The sequence below is a fragment of the Streptomyces sp. NPDC019937 genome (assembly GCF_040631655.1).
In the GTDB taxonomy this organism is placed as follows: Bacteria; Actinomycetota; Actinomycetes; order Streptomycetales; family Streptomycetaceae; genus Streptomyces.
This window is the reverse complement of record NZ_JBEYAL010000037.1, coordinates 36,830-55,318: the sequence shown is the minus strand read 5'-3', so window position 1 is coordinate 55,318 and position 18,489 is coordinate 36,830. Positions and strand designations below refer to the sequence as shown.

Genomic DNA, 18,489 nt, shown 5'->3' with positions numbered 1-18,489 from the left:
CATGGCGCCCCGCGCCCGGGGCACAGCCCGTACCCATGTCGCCGGGGCCGGCGCTCGGGGCGGCGGCACGGCGCCGCTCCCGGGGGCCAGGGGCGGAGCCCTGCCACGCGGCGGCGGGAAGGGGCGGGTGGGGGAAACGCGGCCCCCGCCCGGTCAGAGCTTCGCCCACGCCTCCGTCAGCACACCCCTGAGCACCTGCTCGATCTCGTCGAACAGCGCCTGGTCCGCGATCAGCGGCGGGGCCAGCTGGACGACGGGGTCGCCGCGGTCGTCGGCCCGGCAGTAGAGGCCGTTGTCGTACAGCGCCTTGGAGAGGAAGCCGTACAGCACGCGCTCGGTCTCCTCGGCGTCGAAGGACTCCTTCGTGGCCTTGTCCTTCACCAGCTCGATGCCGTAGAAGAAGCCGTTCCCCCGGACGTCGCCGACGATCGGCAGATCGTGCAGCCGCTCCAGGGTCGACCGGAACGCGGCCTCGGTGTCCAGCACGTGCCGGTTCAGCCCCTCGCGCTCGAAGATGTCGAGGTTGGTGAGGGCCACCGCGGCCGAGACGGGGTGGCCGCCGAAGGTGTAGCCGTGCAGGAAGGTGTTGCCGTCCCGGTAGAAGGGCTCGGCGAGCCGGTCGGAGACCAGGCACGCGCCGATCGGGGAGTAGCCGGAGGTCATGCCCTTCGCACAGGTGATCATGTCCGGGACGTAGCCGAACTTGTCGCACGCGAACATCGTGCCCAGCCGCCCGAAGGCGCAGATGACCTCGTCCGAGACGAGCAGGACGTCGTACTGGTCGCAGATCTCGCGCACCCGCCGGAAGTACCCGGGCGGCGGCGGGAAGCAGCCGCCCGCGTTCTGCACCGGCTCCAGGAAGACCGCGGCGACGGTGTCCGGGCCCTCGAAGAGGATCTGCTGTTCGATCTGGTCGGCGCACCAGCGGCCGAACGCCTCGGGGTCGTCGCCGTAAATCGGCGCCCGGTAGATGTTGGTGTTGGGCACCTTGTGCGCGCCGGGGACCAGCGGCTCGAAGGGGGCCTTGAGCCCGGGCAGACCGGTGATCGACAGGGCGCCCTGGGGGGTGCCGTGGTAGGCCACGGCGCGGGATATGACCTTGTGCTTGGTGGGCTTGCCGGTCAGCTTGAAGTACTGCTTGGCCAGCTTCCAGGCGGTCTCGACCGCTTCGCCGCCGCCGGTGGTGAAGAAGACCTTGTTGAGGTCGCCGGGCGCGTAACCGGCCAGGCGCTCGGCCAGTTCGACGGCCTTGGGGTGGGCGTAGCTCCACACCGGGAAGAAGGCCAGCTCCTGCGCCTGCTTGTACGCGGTCTCCGCGAGTTCGACGCGCCCGTGCCCGGCCTGCACCACGAACAGCCCGGCCAGGCCGTCGATGTAGCGCTTGCCCTGATCGTCGTAGATGTACGTGCCCTCGCCGCGCACGATCGTCGGCACGGGGGCGTTCTCGTACGACGACATGCGGGTGAAGTGCATCCACAGGTGGTCGTACGCCGTCTTGGAGAGGTCCGCGCTCATGGCTATCTCGTTCCCCAGGTGTAGGTCTGCTTACGGAGCTTGAGGTAGACGAAGCTCTCGGTGGAGCGCACGCCGGGCAGCGTCCGGATCCGCTTGTTGATCGTTTCGAGGAGGTGGTCGTCGTCCTCGCAGACGATCTCGATGAGGAGATCGAAGGAACCCGCGGTGACGACCACGTACTCGACCTCGTCCATGGCGGTCAGCGCGTCCGCGACCGGGTCGAGATCGCCCTCGACGTTGACCCCGATCATCGCCTGGCGCCGGAACCCCACGGTGAGGGGGTCGGTGACGGCGACGATCTGCATCGCGCCCTGGTCGAGCAGCTTCTGCACCCGCTGCCGTACGGCCGCCTCGGACAGGCCCACGGCCTTGCCGATGGCGGCGTACGGACGCCGGCCGTCCTCCTGGAGCTGTTCGATGATCGCCAGGGATACGGAGTCGATCGACGGCGTGCCGTTCTTGTCAGGTGTGGCCACGACCCTCACTGTGCACGAGCCTCGACGGTCTGACAACCCTCGATCAATGAATTCCGTTGTTCGAAGGGTTTCAAATCACTGATTCCGTTGTTCTGGTGTGGCGGGTATGTTGAAAGCGTCGTCCTCGCGACTAGGGTGGTGTCTCACCCATCGGACAGCCGACAGGAGGGGTCGTACGTGACCACCGAGCTGCGTCGTTTGCGCAACTACATCGACGGGGAGTTCCGGGACGCCGCGGACGGGCGCACCACGGAGGTGGTCAACCCGGCCACGGGCGAGCCGTACGCCACGGCGCCACTGTCCGGAGCGGCGGACGTGGACGCGGCGATGAACGCGGCCGCGGCCGCGTTCCCGGCCTGGCGGGACCTGGTGCCCGGCGAGCGGCAGAAGGTCCTGCTGAAGATCGCCGACGCCTTCGAGGCGCGGGCGGAAGAGCTGATCGCGGTCGAGTCGGAGAACACCGGCAAGCCGATCGGGCTCACGCGGGACGAGGAGATCCCGCCGATGATCGACCAGATCCGTTTCTTCGCGGGCGCGGCGCGGATGCTGGAGGGCCGTTCGGCCGGTGAGTACATGGAGGGGCTGACCTCCATCATCCGCCGTGAGCCGATCGGGGTGTGCGCGCAGGTCGCGCCGTGGAACTACCCGATGATGATGGCCGTGTGGAAGTTCGCGCCGGCGCTGGCGGCGGGCAACACGGTCGTCATCAAGCCCTCCGACACCACCCCGGCCTCCACCGTGCTCTTCGCCGAGATCATCGGCGGGGTGCTGGCGGAACTGGGCCATCCGCAGGGCGTCTTCAACGTCATCTGCGGCGACCGTGACACCGGGCGGCTGATGGTCGAGCACGACGTGCCCGCCATGGCGTCCATCACCGGTTCGGTGCGGGCCGGTATGCAGGTCGCGGAGAGCGCGTCGAAGGACCTCAAGCGGGTCCATCTGGAGCTGGGCGGCAAGGCGCCGGTCGTGGTCTTCGAGGACAGCGACATCGCCAAGGCCGTCGAGGACATCTCGGTCGCGGGCTTCTTCAACGCGGGCCAGGACTGTACGGCGGCCACCCGCGTGCTCGTCCACGAGTCGATCCACGACGAGTTCGTGACCGCGCTGGCCAAGGCCGCCGCGGACACCAAGACCGGCGCCCCGGACGACGAGGACGTGCTCTTCGGCCCGCTCAACAACGCCAACCAGCTGGCCCAGGTCAGCGGCTTCATCGAGCGGCTGCCCGCGCACGCCAAGGTCGAGGCGGGCGGTCACCGGGTCGGCGAGAAGGGCTTCTTCTACGCGCCGACCGTGGTCTCCGGGCTCAAGCAGGACGACGAGATCGTCCAGCACGAGGTCTTCGGCCCGGTCATCACCGTCCAGTCGTTCTCCGACGAGGCCCAGGCGGTCCAGTACGCCAACGGCGTGGAGTACGCGCTCGCCTCGTCGGTGTGGACCAAGGACCACGGCCGCGCGATGCGGATGTCCAAGGCCCTGGACTTCGGCTGCGTCTGGATCAACACCCACATCCCGCTGGTCGCGGAGATGCCGCACGGCGGATTCAAGAAGTCCGGTTACGGCAAGGACCTGTCGGCGTACGGCTTCGAGGACTACACCCGCATCAAGCACGTGATGACGTCGCTGGGGTGATGCCTGCCAAGGGCCTTCGGGTCAGCGGCGGCTGAGCAGGGCGCAGAGGGTGCCGATGCGGTTCGTGGTGATCGCGTCGGCACCCGCCCGCAGCAGCCGCGCCATCGAGCGGCGGGTGTCGGCGGTCCAGGCGGAGACCAGCAGACCGTCGGCGTGGGCGCGTGCGACGAGGGCGGGGGAGACCAGGCCGAAGCGGTAGTTGAGCCAGCGCGGCCGCAGATCGGCCAGCAGGGTGGGCCGGGGCGGCGCGAGGGTCGTCCAGGTCAGGGAGATCTCCGCGCCGGGGTCCGCGCGGCGCACGCGGTGCAGCGCGGACAGCCCGCCGCAGTAGTACACCCGGTCCGCGGCCCCGGCCTCGCGCACCTCGGCGACGGCCGCGAGGGCGGCCGACGCGTCGGGCAGGTCGATCAGCAGCCGGGCCCCGCCGGTCGCGGCGAGCGCCTCGCGCAGCGTGGGGATGCCCCCGCCGGACAGCCGCCGCACCTCCTCGGCGGTCAGCGCGGACAGCGGCCGGTCGTGCCCCCACAGCCGCTTGAGGGTGGCGTCGTGGAGGAGGACCGGGACGCCGTCTCGGGTCAGCCGTACGTCGATCTCCACGGCGCCCGCCCCCGCGCGCACCGCCGAGCCGACCGACGCCAGGGTGTTCTCGCGGTGGGTGTACGGATCGCCGCGGTGGCCGACCGGGATGAAGGCCGCGCCCACCGCCGTCATCCGCCCGCGACCGCCGTGTACGCGTCGATCTCGGCGGCCAGCCGCGCCTTGCCCGGCGCGTCCAGGAAGGACGCCTCGACGGCGTTCTTCGCGAGGGCCGCGACACCCGCCGCGTCCAGGTCGAGCAGCCGGGCGGCGACCGCGTACTCGGTGTTGAGGTCGGTGCCGAACATCGGCGGGTCGTCGCTGTTGATGGTGACCAGCACCCCGGCCTCGACCATCCGCTTGACCGGGTGCTCGTCGAGGGTGGCGACCGCGCGGGTGGCGATGTTGGAGGTCGGGCAGACCTCCAACGGAATGCGGTGCTCCGCGAGATGGGCGAGCAGCTTCGGGTCCTGGACGGCGCTGGTCCCGTGGCCGATCCGCTCGGCGCGCAGCTCGGTGAGGGCGTCCCAGACCGTCTGCGGCCCGGTGGTCTCGCCCGCGTGCGGAACGCTGTGCAGCCCGGCGGCTATGGCGCGGTCGAAGTACGGCTTGAACTGCGGGCGCGGCACACCGATCTCGGGGCCGCCGAGGCCGAAGGAGACCAGCCCCTCGGGGCGCAGGTCGCAGGCGATGCGGGCGGTCTCCTCGGCGGACTGCAGCCCGGCCTCGCCGGGGATGTCGAAGCACCAGCGCAGCACGGTGCCGAACTCGGCCTCGGCGGCCTTGCGGGCGTCCTCGATCGCCTCGGTGAACGCGGTGTCCGGGATGCCGCGCCGGGTCGAGCTGTAGGGGGTGACGGTCAGCTCGGCGTAGCGGATGTTCTGCCGGGCCATGTCGCGGGCGATCTCGTAGGTGAGCAGCCGCACGTCCTCGGCGTCGCGGATCAGGTCCACCACGGAGAGGTAGACGTCGATGAAGTGGGCGAAGTCACGGAAGACGAAGTAGTCCGCCAGCGCCTCCGGATCGGTGGGCACCTTGGAGTCCGGATGGCGGGCGGCCAGCTCGGCCACGATGCGCGGGGACGCCGAGCCGACGTGGTGGACATGCAGCTCCGCCTTGGGCAGTCCGGCGATGAAGGCGGTGAGATCGGTCAACGAGAACCTCCGGGTGACGGCCGCCGGCGGCGGGCTCCGGTCATCGTAGATGCGCCGGGCACGGGGCGGTGTTCGCAGGCCGTAGCATGGGCGGACATCGCTGTGGGGGAGATACATGGCCGACCAGCCCGACCAGCACCACCAGCAGCGGCAGCCGGAGCCGCGCGACCACGACCCCTGGGCCCCGCCGGCCCCGCGGACGTCCCTGGACAAGCCGCCGTCCCGGCCCTCGGTGGCCGAGCAGCAGACGCTCACCTCCCTGCCCACGGGGCCGCCCGCCCCGCCCCCGCCGCCCGTGCCGGGCCCGCCGCCTCCCGTCCCCGGGCCGCCGCCCGCCGCACCGGGGCCTCCCCCGGGCGGTGCGACGCTGCCCGGCGGCGCCCTGCCGGGCGCGGTGCCCCCGCCGCCGCCCGCCCCGACCGGGCCGGGCACCCCGAGCGCGTACCAGGGCGGGCCGTACGGCACCGGCGGCCATGCCCAGCCGGGCTACGGCGGCCAGGCCCCGTACGGCGCCGGGCCCGGCTACGGCTACCCCGGCACGGCGTACCCCGCCTACCCCGGCGGCGCCTACCCGGGCGCGGGCTACGGCCAGGGCTGGCAGCCTGGTATGACCCATATGCCGGACAACGGCACCGGTACGGCCGCCCTGGTGCTCGGCATCGTCGGGCTGGTCTTCTTCGCCAGCGTCGTCCTGGGCATCATCCTCGGCGTCCTCGCGATCATCTTCGGGGTGCTCGGCCGCGCCAAGGCGGGCCGGGGCGAGGCGACCAACGGCGGCTCGGCCCTCGCCGGGCTCATCCTCGGAGCGGCCGCCGTGGTGGCGGGCGTGGCGATGATCTTCGTCTATGTCGCGGCCGCGAACCACGACAGCTCGGGCGACTCCGACGACTCCGGCTACGCGGACATGGCGGTGGTGCGGGTGGTCCCGTCCGCCGATATGAGCCGCTGACGCGCCTCCATCAGCGCGAACCCCAGCAGATTGAGGCCCCGCCAGCGGATCGGATCCGCCGCCCGCTCGTCGTCCGACGCCAGTCCGATGCCCCATATGCGGTCCGCCGGGCTGGCCTCCACCAGCACCCGGGAGTTGGTCCCCAGCAGATAGTCGCGCAGCGGCGGGTGCTGCCCGAACTTGTGCACACTGCCCTCGACGACCAGCCTGAAGCGGTGTGCCCGCCACCGCGCCTCGTCGAAACCGCGCACCGAACGCCCCGAGTCCTTGGCCTGCTTGGGGTGCGAGGCGGTCAGCGCCCGCCGCTCGGCGTCCGCATCGCCGAACAGCCGCGCCTTCCCGGCCATCATCCAGTGCTCGGCGGTCGGGTAGGTGATGCCGGCCACCTCGAACGGCGCGGGCCACCACTGGCTGAAGCACTCCGCGCCCACGCCACCGTCGCACCGCGGCCGATGGCCCCAGAAGTGCACGTATTCGAAGGTCTCGCCGCGCGCGGTCCGGTCGACCACCTCCTCGACCGAGTGCGGGCCGCCGTCCGGCTCGGCCGGTACCGTCACCCCGTTCGTTTCCATGCCCCGGATTCTCGCACCGGCCACTGACAGCGCACCGGGATCCGAGGCCGGTCACCCTCGGGGGCGTCGTCACCGAATCCGTCGAGAAACCAAAAAGCAACAACGGAATCCCTTGTTGAAGTGGGGGAGCTCTGCCAGGATCAGCCTCCGATTCCGGTTGGAGCTACGCCGCCTTCCCTCTGGGAGGGTGGTCCGGCGGAGGAGATCAGGCGATGGATCAGCGATGCGGTCCGACGGAGCGGCGGTTCGCCGAGGGGGCACAGCGTATGGAGTCACGGCACGAGCCCGAGAGCCTGTCCGCGCCGCAGCTCGCCGCGATCCGGCGCAGCGTGACCGGCGGCCGCATGGCGCTGAGCCGCCGTGGGCTGCTGCGTGCGGGCGGCGCCGGAGCGTTCGCCGTCGGCGGGCTCGGGGCGCTCACCGGCTGCGGTATCCCGCCCGCCGGGCGCACCGGTGCCGCCGGCGCCGCCGACGACCACTCCGCCGAGGAGAAGCGGGTCGACTTCTCCAACTGGACCGAGTACATGGACGAGACCAAGGGCGGCCACCGCCCGACCCTGGAGGAGTTCCGGCGCCGCACCGGCATCACGGTGAAGTACACCGAGGACATCAACGACAACGTGGAGTTCTTCGGCAAGATCAAGCCGCAGCTCGCCGCCGGCCAGGACACCGGACGCGACCTCATCTGCGTCACCGACTGGCTGGCCGCCCGGATGATCCGGCTCGGCTGGGTGCAGACCCTGGACGCGGCCAACCTGCCCCACGCCTATACGAACCTGGCTGCGGAATTCCGCGATCCGGACTGGGATCCGGGCCGCGCCCACTCCTATCCCTGGACCGGCATCCCCGCCGTCATCGCGTACAACAAGAAGGCCACCGGCGGCCGCGGCGTCACCTCCGTCTCCCAGCTCCTGGAGGACCCCCGGCTCAAGGGCCGGGTCGGCCTGCTCACCGAGATGCGCGACACCGTCGGGCTGACCCTTCTCGACATGGGCAAACGGCCCGAGGACGTCACCGCCGACGACTTCGGCGCGGCGATCGCCCGCCTCCAAAAGGCGTCCGACCGCGGCCAGATCCGCCGCTTCACCGGCAACGACTACACCGGCGACCTGACCCGGGGCGACCTCGCCGCCTGCATGGCCTGGGCCGGGGACCTCATCCAGCTCCAGGCCGACAACCCGGAGATCGAACTCGCCGTCCCCGACGCCGGTTACATGACCGCCACCGACAACCTGCTGATCCCGGCCAAGGCCCGGCACAAGAAGAACGCCGAACGGCTCATCGACTACTACTACGAGCCCGAGGTCGCCGCGAAGGTCGCCGCCTACATCAACTACGTCTGCCCGGTCGACGGCGTACGCGCCGAACTCGCGAAGATCGACCAGACGCTGGCGGACAACCCGCTGATCCTCCCCGACGAGGAGATGGCCGCCAAGTCCCATGCCTTCCGCTCCCTCTCGAGCAAGGAAGAGACGGCGTTCGAGGACGCGTTCGCCAAGCTCACCGGCGCCTGACGGCCTGACACGCGAGGATGCCCACCCCATGACCCAGCCCACCACCACCGGCGGCGACGTCCGGCTCGACGGGATCGGCAAGACCTACGGGTCCTTCACCGCCGTCCACCCACTGGACCTGCACATACCCGCCGGCTCCTTCTTCGCCCTGCTCGGCGCCTCCGGCTGCGGCAAGACCACCACCCTGCGCATGATCGCCGGTCTGGAGGAGCCCACCACCGGCACCATCCGGCTCGCCGGGGACGACATCACGGCCCTCCCGCCGCACCGGCGGCCCGTCAACACCGTCTTCCAGAGCTACGCCCTCTTCCCGCACCTCGACATCTACGAGAACGTCGCCTTCGGGCTGCGCCGACGCGGCATCAAGTCCGTCAAGAAGCAGGTCGGGGAGATGCTGGACCTCGTCCAGCTCGGCGACTTCGCCCGCCGCAAGCCCCAGCAGCTCTCCGGCGGCCAGCAGCAGCGCGTCGCCCTCGCCCGCGCGCTGATCAACCACCCCCGGGTGCTGCTCCTCGACGAGCCGCTGGGCGCGCTCGACCTCAAGCTGCGCCGCCGGATGCAGCTGGAACTCAAGCGCATCCAGACCGAGGTCGGCATCACGTTCGTCCACGTCACCCACGACCAGGAGGAGGCCATGACCATGGCCGACACGGTCGCGGTGATGAACGGCGGCCGCGTCGAGCAGCTGGGCGCCCCGGCCGAGCTGTACGAGAGCCCGGGCACCACCTTCGTCGCCAACTTCCTGGGCACCTCCAACCTCATCGAGGCCGAGATCACCGACAAGAGCGGCGGCGACCTCCTGCTCACGGCCGCAGGAGGCCGCCTCACCCTGCCCGTCGGGCGGTGCCGCGCCGCCGTCCGTACCGGCGCCACGGTGCTGGTCGGGGTGCGCCCCGAGAAGATCTCCCTCACCCCCGCCGAGGACGACGGCGCCGTCCCCGCGACCCGCAACCGGATGACCGGCCGCATCGCGGACGCCGGCTTCATCGGCGTCTCCACGCAGTACGTCGTGGCCACCCCGGACGGCGCCGAGCTGGCCGTCTACGAGCAGAACATCGAGCGCGACCCCCGGCTCGTCCCCGGCGCCGAAGTCGTCCTGCACTGGAACCCCGCCCACACCTTCGGCCTCGACGCGGGCACCGGCTCCGGCCCCGGCTCCGGCGGGGAGGCGGCGTGACGGCCACGGAGACGCGCGACACGGCCCCCGCCGCGGGTGCCACACCCCGCGAGACGCCCCGAAGGACGTCCGTACGCAAGCGGCTGGTGCCCTACTGGCTGCTGCTCCCCGGCATCCTGTGGCTGCTGGTCTTCTTCGCGGCCCCGCTCGTCTACCAGGCGTCGACCTCCGTCCAGACCGGCTCCCTCGAAGAGGGCTTCACCGTCACCTGGCACGTCCAGACCTACTGGGACGCGCTCACCGAATACGCCCCGCAGTTCCTGCGCTCGGTGCTGTACGCGGCCACCGCCACCGTGCTGTGCCTGCTGCTCGGCTACCCGCTCGCCTACCTCATCGCCTTCCGCGCGGGCCGCTGGCGCAATCTGCTCATGATCCTGGTCATCGCGCCGTTCTTCACCAGCTTCCTGATCCGCACGCTCGCCTGGAAGACGATCCTGGCGGACGGCGGCCCGGTGGTGGGGGCGCTGAACTCCCTGCACATCCTGGACGTGACCAGCGGTCTGGGGATCACCGAGGGGCAGCGGGTACTGGCCACCCCGCTCGCCGTGGTCTGCGGGCTGACGTACAACTTCCTGCCCTTCATGATCCTGCCGCTCTACAGCTCCCTGGAACGCATCGACGGCCGGCTGCACGAGGCCGCCCGCGACCTCTACGCCCGCCCCAGCACCGTCTTCCGCAAGGTCACCTTCCCGCTGTCCATGCCGGGCGTCGTCGCGGGCACCCTGCTCACCTTCATCCCGGCCGCGGGCGACTACATCAACGCCGAGCTGCTGGGCTCCACCGACCAGAAGATGATCGGCAACGTCATCCAGGCGCAGTTCCTGCGGGTACTCGACTACCCGACGGCCGCCGCGCTGTCCTTCCTGCTCATGGCGGCGATCCTCGCGATGGTCACCGTCTACATCCGCAAGGCGGGGACGGAGGATCTCCTCTGATGGCCCTCATCCGCTGGACACGGCGCAACCTGGTGGTCCTCGCGGGGCTCGCCACCCTCGCGTACCTGATCCTGCCGAACGTCGTCGTCCTGGTCTTCTCGTTCAACAAGCCGAACGGCCGCTTCAACTACGCCTGGCAGCGGTTCTCCACCGACGCCTGGACCGATCCGTGCGGCGTCGCCGACCTGTGCGGCTCCCTCGCGCTGAGCCTGCGGCTCGCGGTGTGGGCCACGCTCGGCGCGACCGTCCTCGGCACGATGATCGCCTTCGCGCTGGCCCGCTACCGCTTCCGGGCCCGCCCCGCCGTCAACAGCCTGATCTTCCTCCCGATGGCGATGCCCGAGGTCGTCATGGCCGCCTCCCTCGCTACGCTCTTCCTCAACATGGGCGTCGGCTTCGGCTTCTGGACGATCCTCATCGCCCACGTCATGTTCTGCCTGAGCTTCGTCGTCACCGCCGTCAAGGCGCGCGTCATGAGCATGGACCCCCGGCTGGAACAGGCCGCCCAGGACCTCTACGCCTCCCCGGCGCAGACCTTCCTGCGCGTCACCCTGCCGATCGCCGCGCCCGGCATCGCCGCCGGCGCGCTGCTGTCCTTCGCGCTCTCCTTCGACGACTTCATCATCACCAACTTCAACGCCGGATCCACCGTGACCTTCCCCATGTTCGTGTGGGGATCCGCGCAGCGCGGCACCCCCGTCCAGATCAACGTGATCGGAACGGCGATGTTCGCCCTCGCGGTGCTGTGCGTCCTCGCCGGTCAACTGGCCGGCGCCCGCCGGAAGAGGAGCTGACCACCATGGCCGCGGACGCCATGCCCCGCTCTCCCGGAGGCGGCGACACTCCCGGACCGCCCGTCCTGGAAGCCCTCGCCGACGTCGCCTACACCCCGTACTGGCTGGACGACCCCGGACGGCCCCGCCCGAACCCCGCCCTGGTCGGCGACGAGCGCTGCGACCTCCTCGTCATCGGCGGCGGCTACAGCGGACTGTGGACCGCCCTGACCGCCAAGGAGCGCGACCCCGGCCGCGACGTGGTCCTGGTCGAGGGCCAGGAGTCCGGCTGGGCCGCCTCCGGCCGCAACGGCGGCTTCTGCGCCGCCTCCCTCACCCACGGCCTCGGCAACGGCGCCGCCCGCTGGCCCCATGAACTGGCCGCACTGGAACGGCTCGGCCACCGCAACCTCGACGCCATCGAAGCCGCCGTCGCCCGCTACGCCATCGACTGCGACTTCGAGCGCACCGGCGAGATCGACGTCGCCACCCGGCCCCACCAGATCGCCGAACTGCGCGAAACCGCCGCCCGGGCCGCCGCGCTCGGCATCACCGAGCCCCGGTTCCTGGACCGCGACGCGGTACGCGCCGAGGTCGACTCGCCCACCTTCCTCGCCGGGCTGTGGGACCACCGGGGCGTGGCCATGCTGCACCCGGCCAAGCTCGCCTGGGGCCTGAAGCGGGCCTGCGCCGAGCTGGGCGTACGGATCTATGAACACACCCCCGCCGAGCAGCTGAGCCGCGCCGGAACCGGCACCCCCGGCATGCTGGCGCGCACCCCCTACGGCCGGGTACGGGCCCGGCAGGTCGCCCTCGCCACCAACGCCTTCCCGGCCCTGGTGCGCCGCGTCCGCCCGTACATCGTCCCCGTCTACGACCACGCCCTGATGACCGAGCCGCTGACCGGCGCCCAGCTCGCCGCGATCGGCTGGCGGCGACGCCAGGGCCTCAGCGACACCGCCAACCACTTCCACTACTTCCGCATCACCGCCGACCACCGCGTCCTGTGGGGCGGCCACGACATCGTCTACCGCTACGGCGGCGGCGTGCGCGCCGAATACGACCACCACCCGGCCACCTACCGCACCCTCGCCCGGCACTTCTTCCGCTGCTTCCCGCAGCTGGAGGGCGTCCGGTTCAGCCACGCCTGGGGCGGCGCGATCGACACCTGCTCCCGTTTCTCCGCGTTCTTCGGCAGCGCACACGGCGGACGCGTCGCCTACGCCCTCGGCTACACCGGCCTCGGCGTCGGCGCGAGCCGCTTCGGCGCCGAGGTGATGCTCGACCTGCTGGCCGGGGACCACACCGAGCGGACCCGGCTGGAGATGGTGCGCAGCAAGCCGCTGCCGTTCCCGCCGGAACCGGTCCGCTGGGCGGGGATCGGCCTCACCCAGTGGTCGATGAGCCGGGCCGACGCCAACGGGGGACGGCGCAACCTGTGGCTCAAGGCGATGGACCGGATGGGGCTGGGCTTCGACAGCTGAGGTCCCTGTCGCCCGCCTGGAAACCCGGCGACATCGGCGATCGTCCCCGAGATACTGGTCGCCCATGGATGAAGTCAAAGTCGTCGTCGCCCATTCCGAGCGCGCGACCCTGCGCGTGGGCGATGTGTTTCTGAAGGTGGACGCCGATCAGGCGCGCATCGACGTCGAGGTCGAGGCGATGTCCCTCGCGCCGGTCCCGACCCCGGAGGTCCTGTGGCGCAAGCCGCCCGTGCTCGCGACCGCCGCACTCCCGGGGACGACGCTTGGGCGCCTCGGCGGGCCGTCGACCGGGTCGTCGGCGGCGTGGGCCGCGGCGGGCGCCGCCATCCGCAAGCTGCACGACGCGCCGCTGCCGCCCCGGCCCGGCCGGCCGGAGCATCGTCGCGCTGGTGGCGGAACTCGACGACGAGTGCGAGTGGCTCGTGGCGAACGGCGCCCTGCCCGCGGACCTGGTCACCCGCAACCGCCAAGCCGCCGAGGCCGCGCTTCGGCCGTGGACTCCGGCGTTCACGCACGGCGACCTGCAGATCGCGCACGTCTTCGTCGACGGCGACGAGGTCACGGGGATCATCGACTGGTCCGAGGCGGGGCAGGGTGATGCCTTGTACGACCTCGCCACCTTCACGCTCGGACACGAGGAGCACCTCGACGACGTCATCGCCGGCTACGGCACCGACATCGACCGCGATGTGATCCACGCGTGGTGGTCATTGCGCAGCCTGCTGGTGGTTCGCTCGCTGATCGAGTACGGCTTCGACCCCTTCGCGCCGGGCTGTGAGGTCGACGTGCTGAGATCCCGGATGTGAGGCCGCGCGGGCCCGAAGGCCCTCCTCTGGGGCGCATCACCTGCCCTTATCCCCGACAAAGGGGGTGCGCAGTCGTCGCCACGCCGTTGCGGCGGCCGCCGGTGGCTACTCGGACTGTTGGCGCACCCGCAGCACCGCCCACAGCAGACAGCCGCACAGACACCAGCTCCCGACCACATCCAGCGGCCAGTGGTAGGCCCGGCGGACCAGACCCACCCCCACCGCGAGGTTGAGCAGGACGACGACGCCGATCAGCCACCCCCGGAGCCGTCCGCGCAGGAGGGGGAGCAGCAGTACGGCCGCCGCGCCGTAGGCGACGGCCGCCGTCGCGGCATGGCCGGACGGGAAGAAGCCCGTCTCGCCCGCCGGCGGGCCGGGCGGACCCGGGCGGCCGATCAGCGCCTTGAGCGGCGCGACCAGGGCCGGGACCGCCGCCATCGCCAGCGCGGCGGCCAGCGGCCCCGGCCAGCGGCGCGCCGCGGTCGGGGAGCGCCACGCCGCGCAGGCGAACGCGAGGCCGAGGACCGGGAGCGCCACCGCCGTATTGCCGAGGTCGGCGAAGAACTCCGCGACGGGGGAGGGGAGGGGCGATCCGGCGATGGCGCGGCCGAGCCGCTCGTCGAGCGTCAACAGCGGACCATGGGCGGCGACCTGCCAGGCGCACAGCGCGAAGATCACCAGCAGCACCGTGGGGAGGGCGAGCGCCCGGAGGAAGGCAGACGGCGGCCCCGGAACAGGGGGGGTGGTTCCGGGGCCGCCGTGGCGACCGGTGTGCCGCACGCCCCGGGGGGTTTGGGGCGGGCGGCCGTCCGATCGGTGAGGAGATCCGGAGCCGGAGGCTCCAGTGGTGTGCGCGAGGGCACAGCCGGGTCGGGGCTGGGGAAGCACCGGCTCGGCATCGCCCGCAGTCCCCTGCGGGCGGGGTGTTTCTCTCATCTGCAACGACCGTACGGCAGCGAGAGGCTGTCGGACAGGCCGATCACCCACCTGTCATCGGCCCCGCACATCTTCTTCACGCGGCTCGACGATCCACCCACAGTCACAGCTCGGCGAAGGCGCCCTCGAGGACGTCCAGACCCTCGTTCAGCAGGTCCTCCCCGATCACCAGCGGCGGCAGGAAACGCAGCACGTTCCCGTACGTACCGCAGGTCAGGACCAGCAGCCCGGCGGCGTGGCAGGCCTTGGCGACGGCCGCCGTGGCCTCCGGGTCGGGGTCCTTGGTGCCCGGCTTCACCAGTTCGACGGCGATCATCGCGCCGCGGCCCCGGAGGTCGCCGATGAGGTCGAACTTCTCCTGCATCGCGGATAGCCGGCCCTTCATGACCTCCTCGATGCGCTTGGCCTTCGCGTTGAGATCCAGCTCGCGCATCGTCTCGATCGCGCCCAGCGCCGCCGCGCACGCCACCGGGTTGCCGCCGTAGGTGCCGCCGAGGCCGCCGGAGTGCGCCGCGTCCATGATCTCGGCACGGCCGGTGACGGCGGCCAGCGGAAGCCCGCCCGCGATGCCCTTGGCGGTGGTGATCAGGTCCGGCACGATGCCCTCGTCCTCGCACGCGAACCACTGGCCGGTGCGGCAGAAGCCGGACTGGATCTCGTCCGCGACGAAGACGATGCCGTTGTCCTTCGCGAACTCGGCGATCCTCGGCAAGAAGCCCTTGGCCGGTTCGATGAAGCCGCCCTCACCGAGGACCGGCTCGATGACGATCGCGGCCACGTTCTCCGCCCCGACCTGCTTGCTGATCATGTCGATGGCCTGGGCCGCGGCCTCCTCGGCACAGTTCTCCGGGCCCGTCAGCCAGCGGTAGGGGTAGGCGAGGGGAACCCGGTAGACCTCGGGCGCGAAGGGGCCGAAACCGTGCTTGTACGGCATGTTCTTGGCGGTGAGCGCCATGGTGAGGTTGGTCCGGCCGTGGTAGCCGTGATCGAACACGACGACCGCCTGGCGCTTGGTGTGCGCGCGGGCGATCTTCACCGCGTTCTCCACCGCCTCCGCGCCCGAGTTGAACAGCGCCGACTTCTTGGCGTGATCGCCCGGCGTGAGCCGCGCCAGCTCCTCGCAGACCTCCACGTACCCCTCGTACGGCGTCACCATGAAACAGGTGTGCGTGAAGTCCGCCAGCTGCGCCGACGCCCGGCGCACCACGGCCTCGGCGCTGGAGCCGACCGACGTCACGGCGATGCCGGAACCGAAGTCGATCAGCGAATTGCCGTCCACGTCCTCGATCACCCCGCCGCCCGCACGCACCGTGAAGACCGGCAGCACACTGCCCACGCCGCCGGCGACCACCGCGTTCTTACGGGCGAGCAGCTCCTGCGACTTCGGGCCGGGAATCGCGGTGACGACGCGACGCTCCTGGGGGAGGGACGGGCCTCCGGACAGTTCGGTCATGAGGTACTCCACGGAAAGAAAGGGACGTGACAGGGGCTTTACTCGCAGGCTAGGCGCGCGGCGAGCGAAGCGGCATGTTCCGTTCGGGAGCAGTGGGTGGGGTGCGTTGTCCGCGAAGGCCATAGCCGCGGCCCCGGCGCCATCCCGGCACCTTGTGAGGTGCCACCCCGGTGGGGTCGCTGAACTCCCCGGGCGGGAACACTAGATTGAGCGGTGGCGCGGTGGCGCGAAACGCAGAGGCACAGCCGGTCAGGGGGCAAGGGGTAGCAGATGGACACCGAGGGCACGTTCGACTCCCGCAACACCCGACCCATCCCCCCGCCCATCCCCCCTGCTCCGCCGCGCGTGCCTGACCGGCCCCCGTATGCCCAGCCTTACCCCGAGCAGGCGCCCGCGACGGCCATGGGTCGGCCGGCGGGGCCGCCGCCCATGCCGTCGGCGGCACCCACGACCCCGCCCGCGACGGGCTCAGGTACGCGGCCGTCCTTCGCCGCATGGCTGCGGGCGCCGCGCTCCGAGGAGGCGGGGCCGGGGGTGTGGAGGTACGGGCACAAGCCCAAGCCGCCGGAGGATCCGGAGAGGATTCCCGGACGACGCCTGATCAGCGGCGCGCTGATCGCCGGCCTCTGCGGCTGGTTGGTCTGGTCGCTGCTCTGGAACGGGTACCTCGGCGGCTACTGGCTGTGGCCGATGTATCTGCTGACGCCCGACTCGTGGTACGAGCGTGGGGGCAACACAGACGCAGGCTGGTGGTCTCAGCGCATCTATATCGGCCTCTGCGTCGCCGTCCTCGCGGCCCTCTTCGGCCGCGTCGGCCACTGGGGCGAGGTCTGGCGCCGCTACGTCACGCCCCTCTTCCGGCGGGCCTGGGACGAGACGGACGCCGCGGCCGAGCCGAGTCGGCCCGAGGCCGACCCCGTCGAGTGGCCGCATCTGCGGGCCGCCGGGGCGCATGGGGCGGCTGATCGGCTGGCGGCCGACGCGCGGGCCGGGGCGATGAACGACGTCGATCACACGCGGATCGAGCACGCCTGGCAGTCCGTGCGCGCCGGACGGAATTCGCTCGCCGCGTTCACCGACACCGTGCTGCGCCACGGTGCCGCCTCGCACGGCCATCCGTCCGGCGCCCGGGACCTCCCCGCGCGCACGGCCGAGCACGATCTGCTCACCCGCCAGGTCCGCCTCGGGACCGCCCTCGACGATCTGCGCAATCCGTATCAGCACCGCGGCGCCGGGCTCGCGCTCGACCCCGATGTGCTGGGGACCTCGCTGCTCGCCGTCGGGCCGCCCGGGTCGGGGAAGACCGGGCGGCTGGTGCGGCCCGTAGTGGAGTCGCTGTGCCTGCAGGCGCTCGCCGGGCGGGTCGCGGTGGTGGCCGTGGGGGCGGCGGGGGCGGGCCTGGGGACCGACGAGGCGTTCGACGTCGTCGTGAAGATCGGCCGGCCCGACTCCGTCTACGACTTCGACCTCTACGGCGGCACCACGGACCCCGACGAGGCCGCGGGCATCCTCGCCGAGGCGCTGATCGGCGACATGGCCGCCTCGCTGCCCGGCGGCGACAGCCGCCGGGCAGCGACGGCGCTGGCCCAGCTGCTCGGCCCCTATCGCGCCGCTCACGGCCGCTTCCCGGCCGTGCCGGAGCTGCGCGAGCTGCTCGACGGCGCGAAGACGGCGGTTGGCGCGCTGCGCGAGGCGCTGGAGGCGGCGGGGGAGCGGGCGCAGGCGCGGGAGCTGGAGGCGCGGGTGCGGCAGTCGGGTGCGCCCGGGGACGTCGGCGCGCTGCTGGCCGACCGGATCGCGCTGCTGGACCGGCCCGCGTTCGCCGACTTCTTCGACACCACCGGCGACCGCCGTCCGTTCTCCCTCCGCGCCCTCGAACACCCGCTGCGGGTCCGGATCGATCTGCCGGAGCGCGGGCACGCCGAGGCGTCCCGCATGCTGGCCCGTCTCGTGCTCGCGCAGTTCACCGAGTGCGCCGTGGGCCGCGCCGACCGGTCGCTCTTCGCCTGCCTGGTCCTCGACGACGCGTCGCACACCATCACCCCCGAGGCGCTGCGCGGCATCCAGCGCCTCCGCGCCGCCCACGCGGGCGCGGTGCTCACCCTCCGCACCCTCGACGACGTTCCCGAGGCGCTGCGCAGCGCCCTGCTGGGGGCGGTCGGGTGCCGGATGGCCTGCGCCGGGGTGACGACGTGGGACGGGGCCCGGTTCGCGGAGGTGTGGGGCACGGAGTGGGTCGAGACCCGGGACGTCACCGACCGGCAGATCATCTCGGACGAGCCGTTCACCAAGGTCCTGCACTTCATTCGCAAGGTCGTGACGGGGAAGGCCGTCACGACCCAGTCCGTGACGGTGCGGAAGGTGGAGCGCGAGCGCTGGTCCGCCTCGGAGCTGGCGCATTCGGTCCCCGCCGGGCACGCGGTGCTGTCGGTGACGTCGGTGCGGGGTGAGGGCGGGCCGCCGGTGCTGGTGGATCTGCGCGGCTGAGGGCGCTCGTCGCGGATACCACGGATTCGTCCATTGAGGCAGAATCGGCAGTA

15 protein-coding genes and 1 pseudogene are annotated in these 18,489 nt (G+C 71.8%); 9 read left to right on the top strand and 7 right to left on the bottom strand.

All coding sequences use genetic code 11. The features are described from left to right. Positions 1-153: 153 nt before the first annotated feature. The gene (locus ABZ562_RS31085; RefSeq protein ID WP_361485898.1) at positions 154-1,515 is read right to left on the bottom strand and encodes an aspartate aminotransferase family protein; all 1,362 of its coding nucleotides are present in this window, start codon (positions 1,513-1,515) and stop codon (positions 154-156) included. A gap of 2 nt (positions 1,516-1,517) precedes the next feature. Further along, a complete protein-coding gene (locus tag ABZ562_RS31080; RefSeq protein WP_361485896.1) occupies positions 1,518-1,991 on the bottom strand; it encodes an Lrp/AsnC family transcriptional regulator in 474 nt (157 codons plus the stop codon). Positions 1,992-2,168: 177 nt separating this feature from the next. Between ABZ562_RS31080 and ABZ562_RS31075 the strand changes: the two genes are divergently transcribed. Then, complete coding sequence (locus ABZ562_RS31075) at positions 2,169-3,620, top strand: gamma-aminobutyraldehyde dehydrogenase (protein WP_361485893.1); 1,452 nt, start codon at positions 2,169-2,171, stop codon at positions 3,618-3,620. Between the two features lie 21 nt (positions 3,621-3,641). Here the strand turns inward: ABZ562_RS31075 and ABZ562_RS31070 are convergent, their stop codons facing one another. Together ABZ562_RS31070 and ABZ562_RS31065 are read right to left on the bottom strand one after the other, a co-directional pair. Next, on the bottom strand, positions 3,642-4,331 hold the full coding sequence (locus tag ABZ562_RS31070; RefSeq protein WP_361485891.1) for a glycerophosphodiester phosphodiesterase: 690 nt from the start codon (positions 4,329-4,331) through the stop codon (positions 3,642-3,644). Then, the gene (locus ABZ562_RS31065; RefSeq protein ID WP_361485889.1) at positions 4,328-5,350 is read right to left on the bottom strand and encodes an adenosine deaminase; all 1,023 of its coding nucleotides are present in this window, start codon (positions 5,348-5,350) and stop codon (positions 4,328-4,330) included. The genes ABZ562_RS31070 and ABZ562_RS31065 overlap by 4 nt, the downstream gene beginning before the upstream one ends. 115 nt (positions 5,351-5,465) lie before the next feature. Between ABZ562_RS31065 and ABZ562_RS31060 the strand changes: the two genes are divergently transcribed. Continuing rightward, positions 5,466-6,299, top strand: a complete 834-nt coding sequence (locus tag ABZ562_RS31060) for a DUF4190 domain-containing protein (RefSeq protein ID WP_361485887.1) — start codon at positions 5,466-5,468, stop codon at positions 6,297-6,299. Here the strand turns inward: ABZ562_RS31060 and ABZ562_RS31055 are convergent. Next, entirely contained in the window at positions 6,245-6,871 is a 627-nt protein-coding gene (locus ABZ562_RS31055) for an NADAR family protein (RefSeq protein WP_361485885.1), read from the bottom strand. The two genes, ABZ562_RS31060 and ABZ562_RS31055, sit on opposite strands and share 55 nt — an antisense overlap. Positions 6,872-7,137: 266 nt before the next feature. Between ABZ562_RS31055 and ABZ562_RS31050 the strand changes: the two genes are divergently transcribed. The 6 genes and pseudogenes from ABZ562_RS31050 to ABZ562_RS31025 all read left to right on the top strand — a co-directional run bounded on the left by ABZ562_RS31050 (position 7,138) and on the right by ABZ562_RS31025 (position 13,560). Continuing rightward, a complete protein-coding gene (locus ABZ562_RS31050; RefSeq protein ID WP_361485971.1) occupies positions 7,138-8,385 on the top strand; it encodes a spermidine/putrescine ABC transporter substrate-binding protein in 1,248 nt (415 codons plus the stop codon). Positions 8,386-8,413: 28 nt separating this feature from the next. After that, positions 8,414-9,562 carry an ABC transporter ATP-binding protein gene (locus ABZ562_RS31045; RefSeq protein WP_361485884.1) on the top strand — a complete coding sequence of 383 codons (1,149 nt, stop codon included), beginning with the start codon at positions 8,414-8,416 and terminating at the stop codon, positions 9,560-9,562. Then, on the top strand, positions 9,559-10,497 hold the full coding sequence (locus tag ABZ562_RS31040) for an ABC transporter permease (RefSeq protein WP_361485881.1): 939 nt from the start codon (positions 9,559-9,561) through the stop codon (positions 10,495-10,497). The genes ABZ562_RS31045 and ABZ562_RS31040 overlap by 4 nt, the downstream gene beginning before the upstream one ends. After that, complete coding sequence (locus ABZ562_RS31035; protein WP_361485879.1) at positions 10,497-11,291, top strand: ABC transporter permease; 795 nt, start codon at positions 10,497-10,499, stop codon at positions 11,289-11,291. Before ABZ562_RS31040 ends, ABZ562_RS31035 begins: the two co-directional genes overlap by 1 nt. Before the next feature lie 20 nt (positions 11,292-11,311). After that, entirely contained in the window at positions 11,312-12,754 is a 1,443-nt protein-coding gene (locus ABZ562_RS31030) for an FAD-dependent oxidoreductase (RefSeq protein ID WP_361485969.1), read from the top strand. 64 nt (positions 12,755-12,818) lie between these two features. Beyond that, a pseudogene (locus ABZ562_RS31025) lies at positions 12,819-13,560 on the top strand (phosphotransferase). A gap of 105 nt (positions 13,561-13,665) precedes the next feature. Here the strand turns inward: ABZ562_RS31025 and ABZ562_RS31020 are convergent. After that, positions 13,666-14,340, bottom strand: a complete 675-nt coding sequence (locus tag ABZ562_RS31020; RefSeq protein WP_361485877.1) for a phosphatase PAP2 family protein — start codon at positions 14,338-14,340, stop codon at positions 13,666-13,668. 259 nt (positions 14,341-14,599) lie between these two features. Continuing rightward, entirely contained in the window at positions 14,600-15,949 is a 1,350-nt protein-coding gene (gabT, locus tag ABZ562_RS31015) for a 4-aminobutyrate--2-oxoglutarate transaminase (protein ID WP_361485875.1), read from the bottom strand. A gap of 270 nt (positions 15,950-16,219) precedes the next feature. Between gabT and ABZ562_RS31010 the strand changes: the two genes are divergently transcribed. Continuing rightward, positions 16,220-18,436, top strand: a complete 2,217-nt coding sequence (locus ABZ562_RS31010; RefSeq protein WP_361485873.1) for an ATP-binding protein — start codon at positions 16,220-16,222, stop codon at positions 18,434-18,436. Positions 18,437-18,489 lie beyond the last annotated feature (53 nt).

Bases quoted from the DNA above. Each gene is read 5' to 3' on its own strand.
- ABZ562_RS31045 (WP_361485884.1), top strand. From the start codon at position 8,414: ATGACCCAGCCCACCACCACCGGCGGCGACGTCCGGCTCGACGGGATC.
- ABZ562_RS31055 (WP_361485885.1), bottom strand. From the start codon at position 6,871: ATGGAAACGAACGGGGTGACGGTACCGGCCGAGCCGGACGGCGGCCCG.
- ABZ562_RS31070 (WP_361485891.1), bottom strand. From the start codon at position 4,331: ATGACGGCGGTGGGCGCGGCCTTCATCCCGGTCGGCCACCGCGGCGAT.
- ABZ562_RS31050 (WP_361485971.1), top strand. From the start codon at position 7,138: ATGGAGTCACGGCACGAGCCCGAGAGCCTGTCCGCGCCGCAGCTCGCC.
- ABZ562_RS31060 (WP_361485887.1), top strand. From the start codon at position 5,466: ATGGCCGACCAGCCCGACCAGCACCACCAGCAGCGGCAGCCGGAGCCG.
- ABZ562_RS31030 (WP_361485969.1), top strand. From the start codon at position 11,312: ATGCCCCGCTCTCCCGGAGGCGGCGACACTCCCGGACCGCCCGTCCTG.
- ABZ562_RS31010 (WP_361485873.1), top strand. From the start codon at position 16,220: ATGGACACCGAGGGCACGTTCGACTCCCGCAACACCCGACCCATCCCC.
- ABZ562_RS31035 (WP_361485879.1), top strand. From the start codon at position 10,497: ATGGCCCTCATCCGCTGGACACGGCGCAACCTGGTGGTCCTCGCGGGG.
- ABZ562_RS31085 (WP_361485898.1), bottom strand. From the start codon at position 1,515: ATGAGCGCGGACCTCTCCAAGACGGCGTACGACCACCTGTGGATGCAC.
- gabT (WP_361485875.1), bottom strand. From the start codon at position 15,949: ATGACCGAACTGTCCGGAGGCCCGTCCCTCCCCCAGGAGCGTCGCGTC.